The sequence below is a fragment of the Shewanella subflava genome, assembly GCF_025971955.1.
GTDB lineage: Bacteria > Pseudomonadota > Gammaproteobacteria > Enterobacterales > Shewanellaceae > Shewanella > Shewanella subflava.
This window is the reverse complement of sequence record NZ_JAPDMX010000029.1, coordinates 1-15,823: the sequence shown is the minus strand read 5'-3', so window position 1 is coordinate 15,823 and position 15,823 is coordinate 1. Positions and strand designations below refer to the sequence as shown.

At 43.4% G+C, this 15,823-nt stretch carries 13 protein-coding genes; all 13 read right to left on the bottom strand.

The annotated features are described in order from the left end of the window. On the bottom strand, window positions 1-110 hold a 110-nt coding region (locus OHT75_RS14335), incomplete at its 3' end, for a GTP-binding protein (RefSeq protein ID WP_264725306.1). A gap of 69 nt (window positions 111-179) precedes the next feature. Then, on the bottom strand, window positions 180-2,276 hold the full coding sequence (fusA, locus tag OHT75_RS14330) for an elongation factor G (RefSeq protein WP_264727820.1): 2,097 nt from the start codon (window positions 2,274-2,276) through the stop codon (window positions 180-182). Between the two features lie 81 nt (window positions 2,277-2,357). Next, window positions 2,358-2,828, bottom strand: coding sequence for a 30S ribosomal protein S7 (gene rpsG / locus OHT75_RS14325; RefSeq protein ID WP_188843842.1), 471 nt, complete (start codon window positions 2,826-2,828; stop codon window positions 2,358-2,360). An 83-nt stretch (window positions 2,829-2,911) separates the two neighbouring features. Next, window positions 2,912-3,286, bottom strand: coding sequence for a 30S ribosomal protein S12 (gene rpsL / locus OHT75_RS14320; protein ID WP_025823559.1), 375 nt, complete (start codon window positions 3,284-3,286; stop codon window positions 2,912-2,914). Between the two features lie 175 nt (window positions 3,287-3,461). Beyond that, complete coding sequence (gene rpoC / locus OHT75_RS14315) at window positions 3,462-7,688, bottom strand: DNA-directed RNA polymerase subunit beta' (RefSeq protein ID WP_264727815.1); 4,227 nt, start codon at window positions 7,686-7,688, stop codon at window positions 3,462-3,464. A gap of 82 nt (window positions 7,689-7,770) precedes the next feature. Continuing rightward, complete coding sequence (rpoB, locus tag OHT75_RS14310) at window positions 7,771-11,802, bottom strand: DNA-directed RNA polymerase subunit beta (RefSeq protein ID WP_264727813.1); 4,032 nt, start codon at window positions 11,800-11,802, stop codon at window positions 7,771-7,773. A gap of 235 nt (window positions 11,803-12,037) precedes the next feature. Continuing rightward, window positions 12,038-12,406 carry a 50S ribosomal protein L7/L12 gene (gene rplL, locus OHT75_RS14305; RefSeq protein ID WP_264727811.1) on the bottom strand — a complete coding sequence of 123 codons (369 nt, stop codon included), beginning with the start codon at window positions 12,404-12,406 and terminating at the stop codon, window positions 12,038-12,040. A gap of 54 nt (window positions 12,407-12,460) precedes the next feature. Further along, window positions 12,461-12,961 carry a 50S ribosomal protein L10 gene (rplJ, locus tag OHT75_RS14300; protein ID WP_264727809.1) on the bottom strand — a complete coding sequence of 167 codons (501 nt, stop codon included), beginning with the start codon at window positions 12,959-12,961 and terminating at the stop codon, window positions 12,461-12,463. Between the two features lie 284 nt (window positions 12,962-13,245). Further along, on the bottom strand, window positions 13,246-13,947 hold the full coding sequence (rplA, locus tag OHT75_RS14295) for a 50S ribosomal protein L1 (protein ID WP_264727808.1): 702 nt from the start codon (window positions 13,945-13,947) through the stop codon (window positions 13,246-13,248). A gap of 4 nt (window positions 13,948-13,951) precedes the next feature. Then, window positions 13,952-14,380: a 50S ribosomal protein L11 gene (gene rplK, locus OHT75_RS14290; RefSeq protein WP_160056465.1), complete on the bottom strand. Its 429-nt coding sequence runs from the start codon at window positions 14,378-14,380 to the stop codon at window positions 13,952-13,954. A gap of 129 nt (window positions 14,381-14,509) precedes the next feature. Continuing rightward, window positions 14,510-15,061 (bottom strand): transcription termination/antitermination protein NusG, encoded by a 552-nt coding sequence (nusG, locus tag OHT75_RS14285; protein WP_264727804.1) that lies wholly within the window; start codon window positions 15,059-15,061, stop codon window positions 14,510-14,512. A 10-nt stretch (window positions 15,062-15,071) separates the two neighbouring features. Beyond that, window positions 15,072-15,443, bottom strand: a complete 372-nt coding sequence (gene secE / locus OHT75_RS14280) for a preprotein translocase subunit SecE (RefSeq protein ID WP_264727802.1) — start codon at window positions 15,441-15,443, stop codon at window positions 15,072-15,074. Window positions 15,444-15,706: 263 nt separating this feature from the next. Then, window positions 15,707-15,823: EF-Tu C-terminal domain-related protein (locus OHT75_RS14275; protein ID WP_264727822.1), on the bottom strand; the 117-nt coding region annotated here is incomplete at its 5' end.

Sequence of the window (15,823 nt, the reverse complement as noted above, 5' to 3'; positions counted from 1 at the left end):
GATAACACAGCAGAGATAGCTGCAGTTAAAGTTGTTTTACCATGGTCAACGTGACCGATGGTGCCTACGTTTACGTGAGGCTTATTACGTTCAAATTTAGCTTTTGCCACGATATATTCCTTTCTTTTCAGAAGTGCTCGTTAAATTCGAGCAATATAACATTTATGCCGTAACCACTATTAGTTACGAGATTCTATAATCGCTTTTGCAATGTTTTGCGGTGCATCAGTGTACTTCAAAAACTCCATAGAGTAAGAAGCACGACCCTGAGATGCAGAGCGCAAATCAGTTGCATAACCAAACATTTCAGATAGAGGGACTACCGCTTGGATAATTTTAACACCAGCGATGCCATCATCCATTCCTTCAATTATGCCACGACGGCGGTTTAAGTCACCTACTACGTCGCCCATGTAATTTTCAGGTGTAGTCACTTCTACTTTCATACAAGGTTCGAGCAACACAGGGCTTGCTTCTAGCGCACCCTTTTTGAAGCCCATAGAACCTGCAATTTTAAATGCCATTTCATTCGAGTCCACATCATGATATGAACCATCGAACAAAGTGACTTTAACGTCAAGCACAGGGTAGCCAGCTAAAACACCGTTCTTCATCTGTTCTTGAATACCTTTGTCAACCGCAGGAATGTATTCACGTGGAATAACGCCACCCACTGTCTCGTTGACAAATTCGTAGCCTTCTCCTTCTTCGCGCGGCTCTAATCTAAGCCACACATGACCAAATTGACCTCGGCCACCAGATTGACGTACGAACTTACCTTCCACTTCAACACTTGAACGAATTGTTTCGCGGTAGGCAACTTGTGGTTTACCTACATTACACTCGACGCTGAACTCGCGACGCATACGGTCAACGATAATGTCTAAGTGTAGCTCACCCATTCCAGAGATCAGTGTTTGAGCTGAATCTTGATCAGTTTCGACTTTGAATGATGGATCTTCCGCTGCTAATTTTTGCAACGCAATGGCCATTTTATCTTGGTCAGCTTTTGAACGAGGCTCAACGGCAATGGTAATTACCGGTTCCGGGAACTCCATGCGCTCAAGAATCACTTTGTGATCATTATCGCAAAGAGTATCACCCGTTGTTACTTCTTTTAAACCAATAGCCGCGGCAATATCACCTGCGCGCACTTCTTTTAACTCAGTGCGATCGTTTGCGTGCATTTGCACCATACGACCAATACGTTCACGTTTCTGTTTAACAGAGTTATAAACGGCTGCACCCGTTTGCAGTACGCCGGAGTACACACGTATAAAGGTTAATGTACCAACAAATGGATCAGTCGCAATTTTAAATGCTAATGCGGAAAATGGCGCATTATCGTCAGATGGACGTTCAACTTCTTCATCGTTCTCGTCAATACCTTTAATTGCAGGTACATCGATAGGCGCTGGTAAAAAGTCAACAACCGCATCTAACACAGCCTGAACACCTTTGTTCTTAAATGCAGAACCACAAGTTGCTAAGACAATTTCATTATTAATTGTGCGCTGACGCAGTGCTTGCTTGATTTCTGTCTCAGATAACTCACCTTCTTCAAGGTATTTATCCATTAACTCTTCAGAGGCTTCAGCAGCTGCTTCCACTAGATACTCATGCATCTCCGCTGCTTTGGCAGCAAGATGTGCAGGAATTTCTTCATAAGTGAACGTCATCCCTTGATCTTCTTCAGACCAGTTGATGGCTTTCATCTTAATCAAATCAATAACCCCTTTGAAATCTTCTTCTGTACCAATATTCATTTGAATAGGCACACAAGTCGCTCCAAGACGATTACGGATTTGTTTGATCACACGATCAAAGTCAGCACCTGTACGGTCCATTTTGTTGACAAATACGATGCGTGGAACGCGGTATTTGTCAGCCTGGCGCCATACGGTTTCTGATTGAGGCTCAACGCCAGAAGATCCACAGAAAACAACTACTGCACCATCTAATACACGTAACGAACGCTCAACTTCAATCGTGAAATCAACGTGACCTGGGGTATCGATGATATTAATACGGTGTTCGGTGTACTGAGCATCCATACCACGCCAGAAAGTGGTAACAGCAGCAGAGGTAATAGTAATACCACGCTCTTGCTCTTGTACCATCCAGTCCGTTGTGGCGGCGCCGTCATGCACCTCACCAATTTTATGAGACAGACCGGTATAGAACAGAACACGTTCTGTTGTGGTAGTTTTACCTGCATCCACATGAGCAACAATACCGATATTTCGATAACGCTCAATTGGGGTTGTACGAGCCACTTTTATACCCTCTCAACTAAAACAAATTTTGCTTTAGACAATATCAACAATATGGAGCGGGCTAATGCCCGCTCCATTATATTACCAACGGTAATGAGCAAAGGCTTTGTTAGCTTCAGCCATGCGATGCACGTCTTCACGCTTCTTAACAGCAGTACCTTTGTTTTCAGACGCATCTAGCATTTCACCTGCTAGACGTAGAGCCATAGATTTTTCACCACGCTTGCGAGCAGCTTCAACTAACCAGCGCATCGCTAGTGCGTTACGACGCACTGGACGAACTTCACATGGTACTTGATACGTTGAACCACCAACACGACGAGATTTAACCTCGACTGATGGGCGAACGTTATCAAGTGCTGCTTCAAGGATTGTTAAATGATCTTCGCTTTTCTTTTCAGCGACAACATCTAATGCCTTGTAGATAATTTTTTCAGCAGTCGACTTTTTGCCGTCCTGCATAATGACGTTGATGAACTTAGCCAACAACTCACTGTGAAACTTTGGATCTGGTAGGATTTTACGTTGTCCTACAACGCGACGTCTTGGCATATCAATTCTCCGTATGCTTCAGGTATTTCCAAAACTGGAATGTTAAATAAATACTAGCTTGGCCTTACTTTTAACGGGATACGTTAAGACTTAGGACGCTTAGCACCGTACTTAGAACGGCCTTGGCGACGTGTAGTCACGCCAGCACAGTCTAATGCGCCACGAACAGTGTGGTAACGCACACCAGGTAAGTCTTTAACACGACCACCACGGATTAGGATAACACTGTGTTCCTGCAAGTTATGGCCTTCACCACCGATGTACGAAGTTACTTCGAAACCGTTAGTTAGACGCACACGAGCTACTTTACGTAGTGCAGAGTTAGGTTTTTTAGGTGTTGTAGTGTACACACGAGTACAAACACCACGTTTTTGTGGGCACGCATTCAACGCAGGCACATTGGTCTTTTCGACTTTTGGCGCACGTGGCTTACGTACCAACTGGTTTACAGTTGCCATGTATAGCTCCGACAGTTGAATTACTCAACAATTAGGTGTGAAAAATCTATATCCCACAATGATGGGACGCGGAATTTTAGAAAGGTAATGCCATTCTGTCAAGAAATAGCCAACTTTTGATCGAAATTCGAAGAAAAAAGGCGCCAAAGGCGCCTTTTGTTAACAGTTTTGCAACTTAATCCTGACTTCCAGCCAAGTTTAGTAAGTCTGCTAAGTTCTGTTCGGCTTCACTTGCAGTCACAGTAGGTGCTTCAACTTTGCCACCTGTCGTTGCTGCTTTAGCACGTTCTTCGTTACGAGTCTTGTGATATGCATAACCCGTACCTGCAGGGATCAAACGTCCAACAATTACGTTTTCTTTCAGGCCACGTAATGGATCGCTCTTACCGCCAACGGCAGCTTCGGTTAGTACACGCGTCGTTTCTTGGAACGATGCTGCTGAAATGAATGATTCGGTTGCTAAAGAAGCTTTAGTAATACCTAATAATTCACGTTCAAACAATGCCGGCATTTTGCCTTGTGCTTCAAGTTCGCGGTTAGCGATCTTAACGCGGGCAACTTCTGCTTGCTCACCTTCTAAGAACTCACTGTCGCCTGCTGAAGTGATAATACACTTACGTAGCATCTGACGAATGATCACTTCGATATGCTTATCGTTGATCTTTACACCCTGAAGACGGTAAACATCCTGTACTTCGTTCACAATGTAGTTAGCTACATGATGAATACCACGAAGACGTAGAATATCGTGCGCTGCTTCTGGGCCGTCAGCGATAACTTCACCGCGTTCAACTTTTTCACCTTCGAACACGTTTAAGTTACGCCATTTAGGGATCATCTCTTCATAGTGATCGCCACCATCAGCAGGAGTAATCACTAGACGACGCTTGCCTTTTGTCTCTTTACCAAATGAAATGGTACCTGAGATTTCAGCAAGAATTGCAGGTTCTTTTGGCTTACGCGCTTCGAACAAGTCAGCAACACGTGGTAAACCACCGGTGATGTCGCGTGTTTTAGACGATTCTTGAGGAATACGTGCTAATGCGTCACCAACGTTAATTTTCGCGTTATCGTCTTTTGCTACAATCGCATTGCCAGGTAAGAAGTATTGAGCCGGTACGTCAGTACCTGGGATCATTAAGTCATTACCATCAGCATCAACTAAGCGAATAGCAGGACGCATTTCTTTACCTGCTGAAGTACGCGCACCAACGTCAAGCACGACTACAGAAGAAAGACCGGTTAACTCGTCAGTTTGACGCGTCATGGTTACGCCGTCGATCATATCAACAAACTTAACCGAACCTGCTACTTCAGAAATAATTGGGTGAGTATGTGGATCCCAGTTAGCGATAATTTCGCCAGCGGTAACTTCACTGTCTTCCAATTTTTCTAGTACGGTACCGTAAGGCACTTTGTAACGCTCTTTCTCACGACCTAGCTCATCGATGATGGCAAGTTCAGAAGAACGAGAAACGATTACAAGTTTACCGTCGATGTTTGAAACATGCTTCGCATTATGTAACTTCAGAGAACCTGCGTTCTTAACTTGAACGTTGTTTTCTGCTGACGCACGAGATGCAGCACCACCGATGTGGAACGTACGCATGGTAAGCTGTGTACCGGGTTCACCAATAGATTGAGCCGCAACCACACCAATCGCTTCACCATGGTTAATGATATGACCACGTGCTAAGTCACGGCCATAACATGCCGCACACACACCAAAGTCAGTATCACAAGTGATTACAGAGCGAACGATAACTTCGTCAACGCTGTGCTCTTCTAACGTGTCACACCATGCTTCATCAAGTAATGTATTACGCGGAGCTAGAATCTCTTCTGAACCTGGCTTTAATACATCAACAGCAACAACACGACCCAATACGCGTTCACGTAATGGCTCAACAACATCACCACCTTCAATGAGCGGCTTCATTGTTAGACCGTGTTCAACACCACAATCATCTTCAACTACTACTAAATCTTGAGCAACGTCCACAAGACGACGAGTTAGGTAACCCGAGTTAGCTGTTTTCAATGCGGTATCGGCAAGACCTTTACGCGCACCGTGAGTAGAAATAAAGTACTGGAGTACGTTTAGACCTTCACGGAAGTTAGCCGTAATTGGGGTTTCGATAATCGAGCCATCTGGCTTAGCCATCAGACCACGCATACCCGCTAACTGACGGATCTGTGCAGCACTACCACGAGCGCCTGAGTCAGCCATCATATAGATGCTGTTAAACGATGCTTGTTGTTCAGGTACGCCATCACGATTAATCACTGTCTCAGTTGACAAGTTTTCCATCATCGCTTTCGATACTTTTTCGTTGGCAGATGCCCAAATATCGATAACTTTGTTGTAACGTTCACCTGCAGTTACAAGACCTGATTGGAACTGTTCTTGAATTTCAAGCACTTCAGCTTCAGCATCAGCAACTAAGGTATATTTCTCGTCTGGAATAACCATATCATCGATACCTACAGAGGCACCTGAAATGGTTGCAAAACGGAAACCGGTATACATCAATTGGTCAGCAAAGATAACGGTATCTTTCAAACCTAATTGGCGATAACAGGTGTTCAACAGTTTAGAGATCTGCTTCTTACCCATGTTCTGGTTAACCAGATCATAAGATAAACCTTCAGGCAGAATGATCGATAACAAAGCACGGCCTACTGTTGTATCAACAATACGTGTTGCTTTTGTTTTTTCGCCATCATCCGCAATTTGGGTTTCAGTAATACGTACTTTAACGCGAGCGTGTAATTCAGCAGCACCTGTGGCGTAAGCTTTTTCTACTTCAGCAACTGAAGCGAATGCCATGCCTTCACCTTTACCGTTGATACATTCACGGCTGGTGTAGTACAAACCTAATACAACGTCCTGAGACGGAGTAATAACAGGCTCACCGTTAGCAGGTGATAAAATGTTGTTGGTAGACATCATTAGCGCACGAGCTTCTAACTGAGCTTCAAGCGTTAATGGTACGTGTACCGCCATTTGGTCACCGTCGAAGTCAGCGTTATACGCCGCACAGACTAACGGGTGTAATTGAATTGCTTTACCTTCAATCAGAACAGGCTCAAATGCTTGAATACCCAGTCTGTGAAGTGTTGGCGCACGGTTAAGCATCACTGGATGTTCACGAATCACTTCGTCTAATACATCCCATACTTCAGCCTGTTCACGCTCAACCATTTTCTTAGCAGCTTTAATGGTAGTGGCTAGACCACGACCTTCTAACTTGCCATAAATAAATGGTTTGAATAGCTCAAGTGCCATCTTCTTTGGAAGACCACATTGATGCAAACGTAAAGTAGGACCTACGGTAATTACCGAACGACCAGAGTAGTCAACACGCTTACCAAGTAAGTTCTGACGGAAACGACCTTGCTTACCTTTGATCATATCTGCCAAAGACTTAAGCGGACGCTTGTTAGAACCGGTGATAGCACGACCACGACGACCGTTGTCTAATAGTGCATCGACAGATTCTTGTAACATACGTTTTTCGTTACGTACGATAATATCTGGTGCAGCTAGGTCTAATAGACGCTTCAAACGGTTGTTACGGTTGATAACACGACGGTATAGATCGTTAAGATCAGATGTCGCGAAACGACCACCATCTAACGGCACTAATGGACGTAGATCAGGTGGAAGAACCGGTAATACTTTTAAGATCATCCACTCTGGCTTGTTGCCAGATGAGAAGAATGCTTCCATCAATTTCAGACGCTTAGTCACTTTCTTGCGACGAGTTTCTGAATTGATTGATGGTAATTCTTCGCGCATTTGCTCGATTTGTTGCTCAAGATCGATAGCGCGTAGCAATTCTAGAACTGCTTCGGCACCCATCTTAGCTTCGAACTCATCGCCGTACTCTTCTAACGCATCTAAATACGTTTCTTCAGTAAGCATTTGACCGCGCTCAAGCGTGGTCATGCCAGGCTCGATCACAACAAATGATTCAAAGTACAATACGCGTTCAATATCACGTAACGTCATATCTAGCATTAAGCCAATACGAGACGGAAGTGATTTTAAGAACCAAATGTGGGCAACTGGACTTGCCAGTTCAATGTGACCCATGCGCTCACGACGCACTTTAGTCTGGGTAACTTCTACGCCACACTTTTCACAGATGACACCACGGTGCTTAAGACGTTTGTATTTACCACACAAACATTCGTAATCTTTAACTGGACCAAAGATACGCGCACAGAACAAACCTTCACGCTCAGGCTTGAATGTACGGTAGTTAATGGTTTCTGGCTTTTTAACTTCACCAAATGACCAAGAACGGATTAGGTCTGGCGAAGCCAAACCAATTTTAATACCGTTAAATTCTTCAGTCTTGCTTTGCTGTTTAAGAAACTTTAATAAGTCTTTCACGTTTCTCTCCTGAAGGAGTTAAACCAGGTGCTTTGCATGTGCAAAGCACCCTTGGTTACCAAACATTGCTTAAGTGCGATGCTTACTCTTGATCCAGCTCGATATTAATACCAAGTGAACGAATTTCCTTCAACAATACGTTGAAAGATTCAGGCATACCTGGTTGCATCTGATGGTTACCGTCGACGATGTTTTTATACATCTGTGTACGACCGTTAACGTCATCTGACTTAACTGTTAGCATTTCCTGTAGAGTATAAGCCGCACCGTATGCTTCAAGTGCCCACACTTCCATCTCACCGAAACGCTGACCACCGAATTGCGCTTTACCGCCCAATGGTTGTTGAGTCACTAAGCTGTACGAGCCTGTAGAACGGGCGTGCATCTTGTCATCAACTAAGTGGTTCAGTTTAAGCATATACATGTAACCTACGGTTACTTTACGCTCAAATTCGTTACCGGTACGGCCGTCGTATAAAGACAACTGACCCGATTCAGGTAAGCCTGCAAGAGCAAGCATTTGCTTGATCTCTTTCTCTTTAGCACCATCGAATGCTGGAGTAGCAATTGGAATACCACCCTTGAGATTCTTGGCAAGACGCATAATTTCATCATCAGAGAATGAATCGATATCAACGCGTTGTAACACGTCATCACCTAATTCATAAACCTGCTTGATATATTCACGAAGTTCTGCAAGTTCGCGCTGCTCTTCTAGCATTGCGGTAATACGATTACCGATACCTTTAGCCGCAGCACCCATGTGGACTTCAAGTACCTGACCGATGTTCATACGCGATGGTACGCCCAATGGGTTTAGTACGATGTCGACTGGATTACCTTCATGATCATATGGCATGTCTTCAACTGGACAAATCTTCGAGATAACACCTTTGTTACCATGACGACCCGCCATCTTATCACCAGGCTGGATAGTACGTTTAACGGCTAAGTAAACCTTAACAATTTTTAGTACGCCAGGTGCTAAGTCATCACCTTGAGTAATTTTACGACGTTTGATTTCAAACTTCTTATCAAAGTCAGCGCGCAGCTCTTCATGCTGTTCAGCTAACTGTTCTAGTTCCGTTTGTTTTGCTTCATCGTCAATTACTTGGATAAGTAAGTCTTTACGAGGTAACTCAGCTAATTTCGCTTCAGAGAAGCCAGCAGCTAATAATAAGTTACGTGCACGACCTAACACACCGTCTTCAAGGATCTTGAACTCTTCGCCTAAATCTTTACGTGCTTGACGAACGTGCATGTCTTCAATTTCAAGCGCACGCTTATCTTTTTCTACGCCGTCACGAGTAAATACTTGTACGTCGATGATGGTACCTTTAACTGAGTTAGGCACTCTTAAAGAGCTGTCCTTAACATCAGAGGCTTTTTCACCGAAAATAGCACGCAATAGCTTCTCTTCTGGGGTTAGTTGGGTTTCACCTTTAGGTGTCACTTTACCCACAAGAATGTCGCCACCCTTCACTTCTGCACCAATGTAAACGATACCTGATTCATCTAATTTAGATAAAGCAGACTCACCTACGTTTGGAATATCAGCGGTGATTTCTTCGCTTCCAAGTTTAGTATCACGTGCAATACATGATAATTCTTGAATGTGAATAGTAGTGAAACGGTCTTCTTGCGCTACGCGCTCAGAAATTAAGATCGAATCTTCGAAGTTATAACCATTCCAAGGCATGAATGCGATACGCATGTTTTGACCAAGAGCCAAATCACCTAAGTCGGTAGATGGGCCATCAGCTAACACGTCACCACGAACCACTGGATCACCAACAAAACAACATGGACGTTGGTTAATACAGGTATTTTGGTTAGAACGGGTGTACTTAGTTAAGTTGTAAATGTCGATACCCGCTTCGCCTGGGCGTAGCTCATCTTCATTCACTTTAACAACGATACGGCTAGCATCAACATAGTCAACCACACCACCACGTTTTGCAGCGACAACCACGCCAGAGTCAACAGCAAGCGTACGTTCAATACCAGTACCCACTAACGGCTTATCAGCACGTAAAGTAGGCACGGCTTGACGTTGCATGTTTGCACCCATCAATGCACGGTTAGCATCATCGTGTTCTAAGAACGGAATGAGTGATGCTGCAACAGAAATAATCTGTTGTGGTGATACGTCCATATATTGAACATCAGCCGCACGCATAAAGGTTGATTCACCTTTATGACGACAAGCAATTTGCTCTTCAACCATACGGCCATCTGAATCAACTTCAATGTTTGCCTGTGCAATAACATAACGGCCTTCTTCAATTGCTGATAAGTATTCCACTTCATCAGTAATCACACCATCAACTACCTTGCGGTAAGGTGTTTCTAAGAAACCATAAGAGTTAGTACGCGCAAAACTTGCTAGCGAGTTGATTAGACCAATGTTTGGACCCTCAGGAGTCTCAATTGGACATAAACGACCGTAGTGAGTTGGATGTACGTCACGGACTTCGAAGCCTGCACGTTCACGAGTCAAACCACCTGGGCCAAGGGCAGAAATACGACGCTTATGCGTAACTTCTGATAGCGGGTTGTTTTGATCCATAAACTGTGACAACTGTGAAGAACCGAAGAATTCTTTCACTGCCGCAGAAATAGGCTTAGCGTTAATTAAGTCCTGTGGCATAAGTTCATTTAAATCGCCTAAAGATAGACGTTCACGAACTGCACGCTCAACACGTACTAAACCAACACGGAATTGGTTTTCAGCCATTTCACCTACGCTACGAATACGACGGTTACCTAAGTGGTCAATGTCGTCAACTTCATCGTAACCATTACGGATTTCGATGATTTTCTTCATAACGCAAACGATGTCTTCTTTAGACAATACGCCAGTGCCTTCGTCTTCTGCAATTTCAAGACGACGGTTGAACTTCATACGACCTACTTTTGATAAGTCATAACGTTCTTCACTGAAGAATAGGTTTTGGAATAAACCTTCGGCTGCATCTTTGGTTGGTGGCTCGCCAGGACGCATCATACGGTAGATTTCAACTAACGCTTCTAAGCGGTTAGTTGTTGAATCAATACGTAGGGTGTCAGCGATGTAAGCACCGTGATCAAGGTCATTGATAAACAGCGTATCAATGTTTTTGATGCCAGCTAACGATAAATTAGCTAAATCTTCTAAGGTGATTTCAGTGTTAGCCGTAACTAATACTTCACCTGTATCTTCATCGATGTAATCTTGTGCAGCATACTTACCAACAATGTAATCAACTGGCACTTCAAGCTCAGTTGTGTTGGTTTTTTCAAGTTGCTTAATATGGCGCGCAGTAATACGACGACCCGCTTCAACTAATAGACTACCTTCAGCATCTTTAATGTCATAGCTTGCTGTTTCGCCACGTAAGCGATCAGGGACTAATGCCATCACTAAAGAGTCTTTCTTAATCTTGAATTCAATACGTTCGAAGAATAAGTCTAAGATGTCTTGAGTTGAGTAATCTAAAGCGCGTAGCATGATAGTCGCAGGTAATTTACGGCGACGGTCAATACGGACGAACAATGCGTCTTTAGGGTCGAATTCAAAGTCAAGCCATGAACCACGGTAAGGAATAATACGTGCGTTATACAGCACCTTACCAGAAGAGTGGGTTTTACCACGGTCATGATCAAAGAATACGCCTGGACTACGGTGTAATTGCGATACGATTACACGCTCAGTACCGTTAATTACAAACGTACCATTTTCAGTCATCAATGGGATATCACCCATATAGACTTCTTGTTCTTTAATATCTTTTACTGTGCCAGCTGCAGCTTCACGATCAAACAACACCATGCGTAATTTAACGCGCAGTGGAGCAGAATAAGTGACACCGCGGATCTGACATTCTTTCACATCAAAAACTGGCTCGCCTAGTTTATAGCTAACATATTGCAGCTCAGAGTAACCAGAAAAGCTCTTGATAGGAAAAACGCTACGAAATGCCGCTTCAAAACCGCGCTCACCCGTAGGATCTTGATCGGTGAACTTCTTAAAAGAGTCTAACTGGATAGACAATAAATAAGGGATGTCCAAAACTTTTGGACGCTTACCAAAGTCTTTGCGAATACGCTTCTTTTCAGAATAGGAGTAAACCATGGGTTTCCTCTACTTACGAAATGTGACCAAGACTGAAATAAATTTAATTAAATCAGCACGTTTGCCCGTCACCGTTGTCGCAAGAACCTAACCAGTAATCTCTGCTAGGAACTGCTAAAACTGGCGATAAACGGTGAATAAAAATCGCCTGCGCATAAAGCGCAAAAAAGGCCGACGGTTAAAAAACCGCCAGCCTTCACCTAATTTCTTAGGTGACAGGTAAGTTAATTAAAACTTACTTGATTTCAACTTCAGCGCCAGCTTCTAATAGCTCAGCTTTAAGTGCTTCAGCTTCTTCTTTAGAAACGCCTTCTTTAACAGCGATTGGAGAAGATTCAGCCATAGTTTTAGCTTCTTTTAAGCCTAAACCAGTTGCGCCACGTAGAGCTTTAATAACTGCAACTTTGTTAGCACCGTGTGAAGTTAGAATTACGTCGAATTCTGTTTGTTCTTCAGCAGCTGCGCCAGCGTCGCCGCCGCCAGATACTACTGCTGCAGCAGCAGAAACGCCGAACTTCTCTTCCATTGCTTCGATTAGTTCAACAACTTCCATTACAGACATTGCTGCAAAAGCTTCTAAAATTTGGTCTTTAGTGATAGACATTAGAAATATTTCCTATTGTTCTGAATTCAATTTGATTAAGCGGCCAGCTTAAAATTAAGCGGCGTCTTGTTTTTGATCGCGAAGGGCGGCCAATGTACGAACGAACTTGCCAGCAGATGCTTCTTTCATAGTCATCATTAACTGAGCTAGTGCTTCTTCGTATGTTGGTAGTTTCGCTAAACGATCAATATCAGCTGCAGGGATAAAGTTCCCTTCGAAAGCTGCACCTTTAACTTCAAACTTAGCTTGCTCTTTAGCGAAATCTTTTAAAAGACGCGCTGCAGCACCTGGATGCTCTGTAGAGAAAGCTAATAAAGTTGGGCCAGTAAACGTTTCTGCTAGGCATTCAAATGAAGTACCTTCAACTGCACGCTTAGCTAAAGTGTTACGTACTACACGTACATAAACACCATTAGCGCGAGCTGCTTTACGCAAAACGGTCATAGCACCTACAGTTACGCCGCGTGAATCGGCTACAACTGCAGAAAGTGCACCTTTGGCAGCTTCGTTGACTTCAGCAACAATTGCCTTTTTGTCTTCGAGTCTTAATGCCATTGGCTTTACTCCTGGATTCCACCTAGGGTTATTCCCTAGTATTTACCAAACCAAATACAACATGTATTTGATTACTTACGGTGCAGATTTCCAGTAAAAAAATTAGCTGGGGCCTGACACCGTCTACGCAGGAAATTAAGTGCATTTTATCAACGACACCTGCGGTCTTGGACGGAAGCTCTCTTGTTACTCAACAAACCTAATTAATTAGGTTAATGTTGGATAAAATGAGCTTCAACCCACAAAGTGCGCGCATTATAGACTAACGCACGCATTTTGTAAAATTACTTAATGTCTTCCAAGGTAGCTTGGTCAACAGCAACACCTGCACCCATTGTGGTAGAGATGCTTACTTTTTTCACGTAAACGCCTTTAGCAACTGCAGGCTTAGCCTTTTTCAGTGCTGACACTAACGCTTCTAAGTTATCTTTTAACTGTTCTGCAGTGAAATCCACTTTACCGATAGTAGTGTGGATAATACCGTTCTTGTCGTTGCGGTAACGAACTTGACCAGCTTTTGCATTCTTAACAGCTTCAGCAACGTTTGGCGTTACTGTACCTGTTTTAGGGTTAGGCATTAAACCACGTGGGCCTAAAATTTGACCTAACATACCAACAACGCGCATTGCGTCTGGTGATGCGATAACAACGTCAAAGTTCATTTCGCCAGCTTTAACTTGTTCAGCTAAATCTTCCATACCCACAAGCTCAGCGCCAGCAGCTTTAGCCGCTTCAGCGTTTGCACCTTGAGTGAATACAGCAACACGAACTTCACGACCAGTACCGTGTGGAAGTACAGTAGCACCACGCACGTTTTGATCTGATTTACGAGGATCGATACCAAGGTTTACAGCTACGTCTACACTTTCTACGAATTTAGCTGTTGCTAATTCTTTTAAAAGAGCCACAGCTTCATTGATGTCATACAGTTTTGTTGCATCAACTTTTTCGCGAATAACGCGAGCGCGCTTAGTTAGCTTTGCCATTATATTAGTCCTCTACTACCAAACCCATTGAACGTGCAGTACCTTCAATTGAGCGAGTCATCGCTTCAATGTCAGCACCAGTCATATCAGCGGCTTTAGTTTCAGCAATTTCCTGAACAGCGCTACGCTTGATAGTTCCTACTTTTTGAGTATTAGGACGGCCAGAACCTGATTTCAGACCTGCTGCTTTAAGCAGTAGGAAAGACGCAGGAGGAGTCTTAGTTTCAAAAGTGAAAGAACGGTCGTTATATACAGTGATAACAACAGGAATTGGCATGCCTTTCTCGAACTTTTCAGTACGAGCGTTGAATGCTTTACAGAATTCCATGATGTTCACACCTTTTTGACCTAAAGCAGGACCAACTGGTGGAGACGGGTTTGCAGCACCGGCTGCTACTTGTAGCTTAATATAAGCTTCAATTTTCTTTGCCATGTCGACATTTCCTCTATTTGGGTTCAAACGCATCTCGGCGACATGCCAATCTGCTCCCCTGAAAACAACGGGTGCGGATTATACAAAAATCCACACCCGCAAACAATCATTTTTTTGTGGTTATTTTAATCAGCTTTTCTCAACCTGATTAAAATCTAGCTCTACAGGCGTAGAACGACCAAAGATCATCACAGACACTTTAACGCGGTTCTTATCGTAATCGACTTCTTCGATTGTGCCGTTAAAGTCAGCAAATGGACCGTCACATACACGCACCACTTCACCAGGTTCATACATAACACGGTGTGTAGGAGACGAAACCGTATCCTGTAGGCGTTGTAAAATCGCATTGGCTTCTTTATCAGAAATCGGTGCTGGGCGATCAGAGGTACCACCAATGAAACCCATTACACGTGGAATGCTTTTCACTAAGTGCCAGCTGTCATCGTTCATTTCCATTTGTACTAATACATAACCTGGAAAGAACTTACGTTCGCTTTTACGACGTTGACCCGCACGCATTTCAACAACTTCTTCAGTCGGCACAAGGATCTCACCAAAGTAAGCTTCCATACTGTGCATTTTGATATGCTCAAGCAGTGTTTTTAAAACACGACCTTCATAGCCAGAAAAGGCCTGAATTACATACCATTTTTTTTTCGCTTCTGTAGCTTCAGTCATGTTTAAATGCCTATACGCCTGTAATTAAATTCACAACTCGCAACAAGATTGCGTCTAATCCCCAAAGGATCAGTGCAACCACACCTGTTGCAGCAAGAACGATAAACGTTGTGGTAAGTGCTTCTTGACGCGTTGGCCAAATCACTTTACGCACTTCAATATGTGCTTCGTGAGCAAATGAAAGTGCTTGCTTACCTTTTACGGTTTGGAATGCAATGAAACCAGCAATTGCAAAAGTTACAATTACGCCAGCTACACGAGCCACTACATTGGCTTCTGCAAAAAAATGGTTAGCAATAACTGCTGCTAATACTAGCAAAACAGCAATGCTCCATTTAACGATATCCAGAGAGTTACCCTGGCTTTCAGTATTTGTTGTCATCGGTTAATTCCGTTACTCACTACGACCTGAGCTTACTTAGTAACAGTAATCTGTTACAACATTTCCGAGCTACCCCCAGAAACCATCACAGCACAGGGTCAAAAATCGGCCATAGATTGTATTCTGATTCAGCTTTATTCGCAACATGAGTGACAATCTAATCAACACAAATTAGCAAAAAAAATGTGTTTTATTTCATTACCACTTAGATAAGCAAAAAAGGAAGCCGAAGCTTCCTTTTTCAGTGTTAACTAAATTCGCAATTAAGCGATGATTTTAGCTACAACACCAGCACCAACTGTGCGGCCACCTTCACGGATAGCGAAACGTAAACCGTCGTCCATCGCGATTGGGTAAATCAAAGTAACAACCATCTTGAT

Bases quoted from the DNA above. Each gene is read 5' to 3' on its own strand.
- rpsG (WP_188843842.1), bottom strand. From the start codon at position 2,828: ATGCCAAGACGTCGCGTTGTAGGACAACGTAAAATCCTACCAGATCCA.
- rpsL (WP_025823559.1), bottom strand. From the start codon at position 3,286: ATGGCAACTGTAAACCAGTTGGTACGTAAGCCACGTGCGCCAAAAGTC.
- rpoB (WP_264727813.1), bottom strand. From the start codon at position 11,802: ATGGTTTACTCCTATTCTGAAAAGAAGCGTATTCGCAAAGACTTTGGT.
- rplL (WP_264727811.1), bottom strand. From the start codon at position 12,406: ATGTCTATCACTAAAGACCAAATTTTAGAAGCTTTTGCAGCAATGTCT.
- rplJ (WP_264727809.1), bottom strand. From the start codon at position 12,961: ATGGCATTAAGACTCGAAGACAAAAAGGCAATTGTTGCTGAAGTCAAC.
- rplA (WP_264727808.1), bottom strand. From the start codon at position 13,947: ATGGCAAAGCTAACTAAGCGCGCTCGCGTTATTCGCGAAAAAGTTGAT.
- rplK (WP_160056465.1), bottom strand. From the start codon at position 14,380: ATGGCAAAGAAAATTGAAGCTTATATTAAGCTACAAGTAGCAGCCGGT.
- nusG (WP_264727804.1), bottom strand. From the start codon at position 15,061: ATGACTGAAGCTACAGAAGCGAAAAAAAAATGGTATGTAATTCAGGCC.
- secE (WP_264727802.1), bottom strand. From the start codon at position 15,443: ATGACAACAAATACTGAAAGCCAGGGTAACTCTCTGGATATCGTTAAA.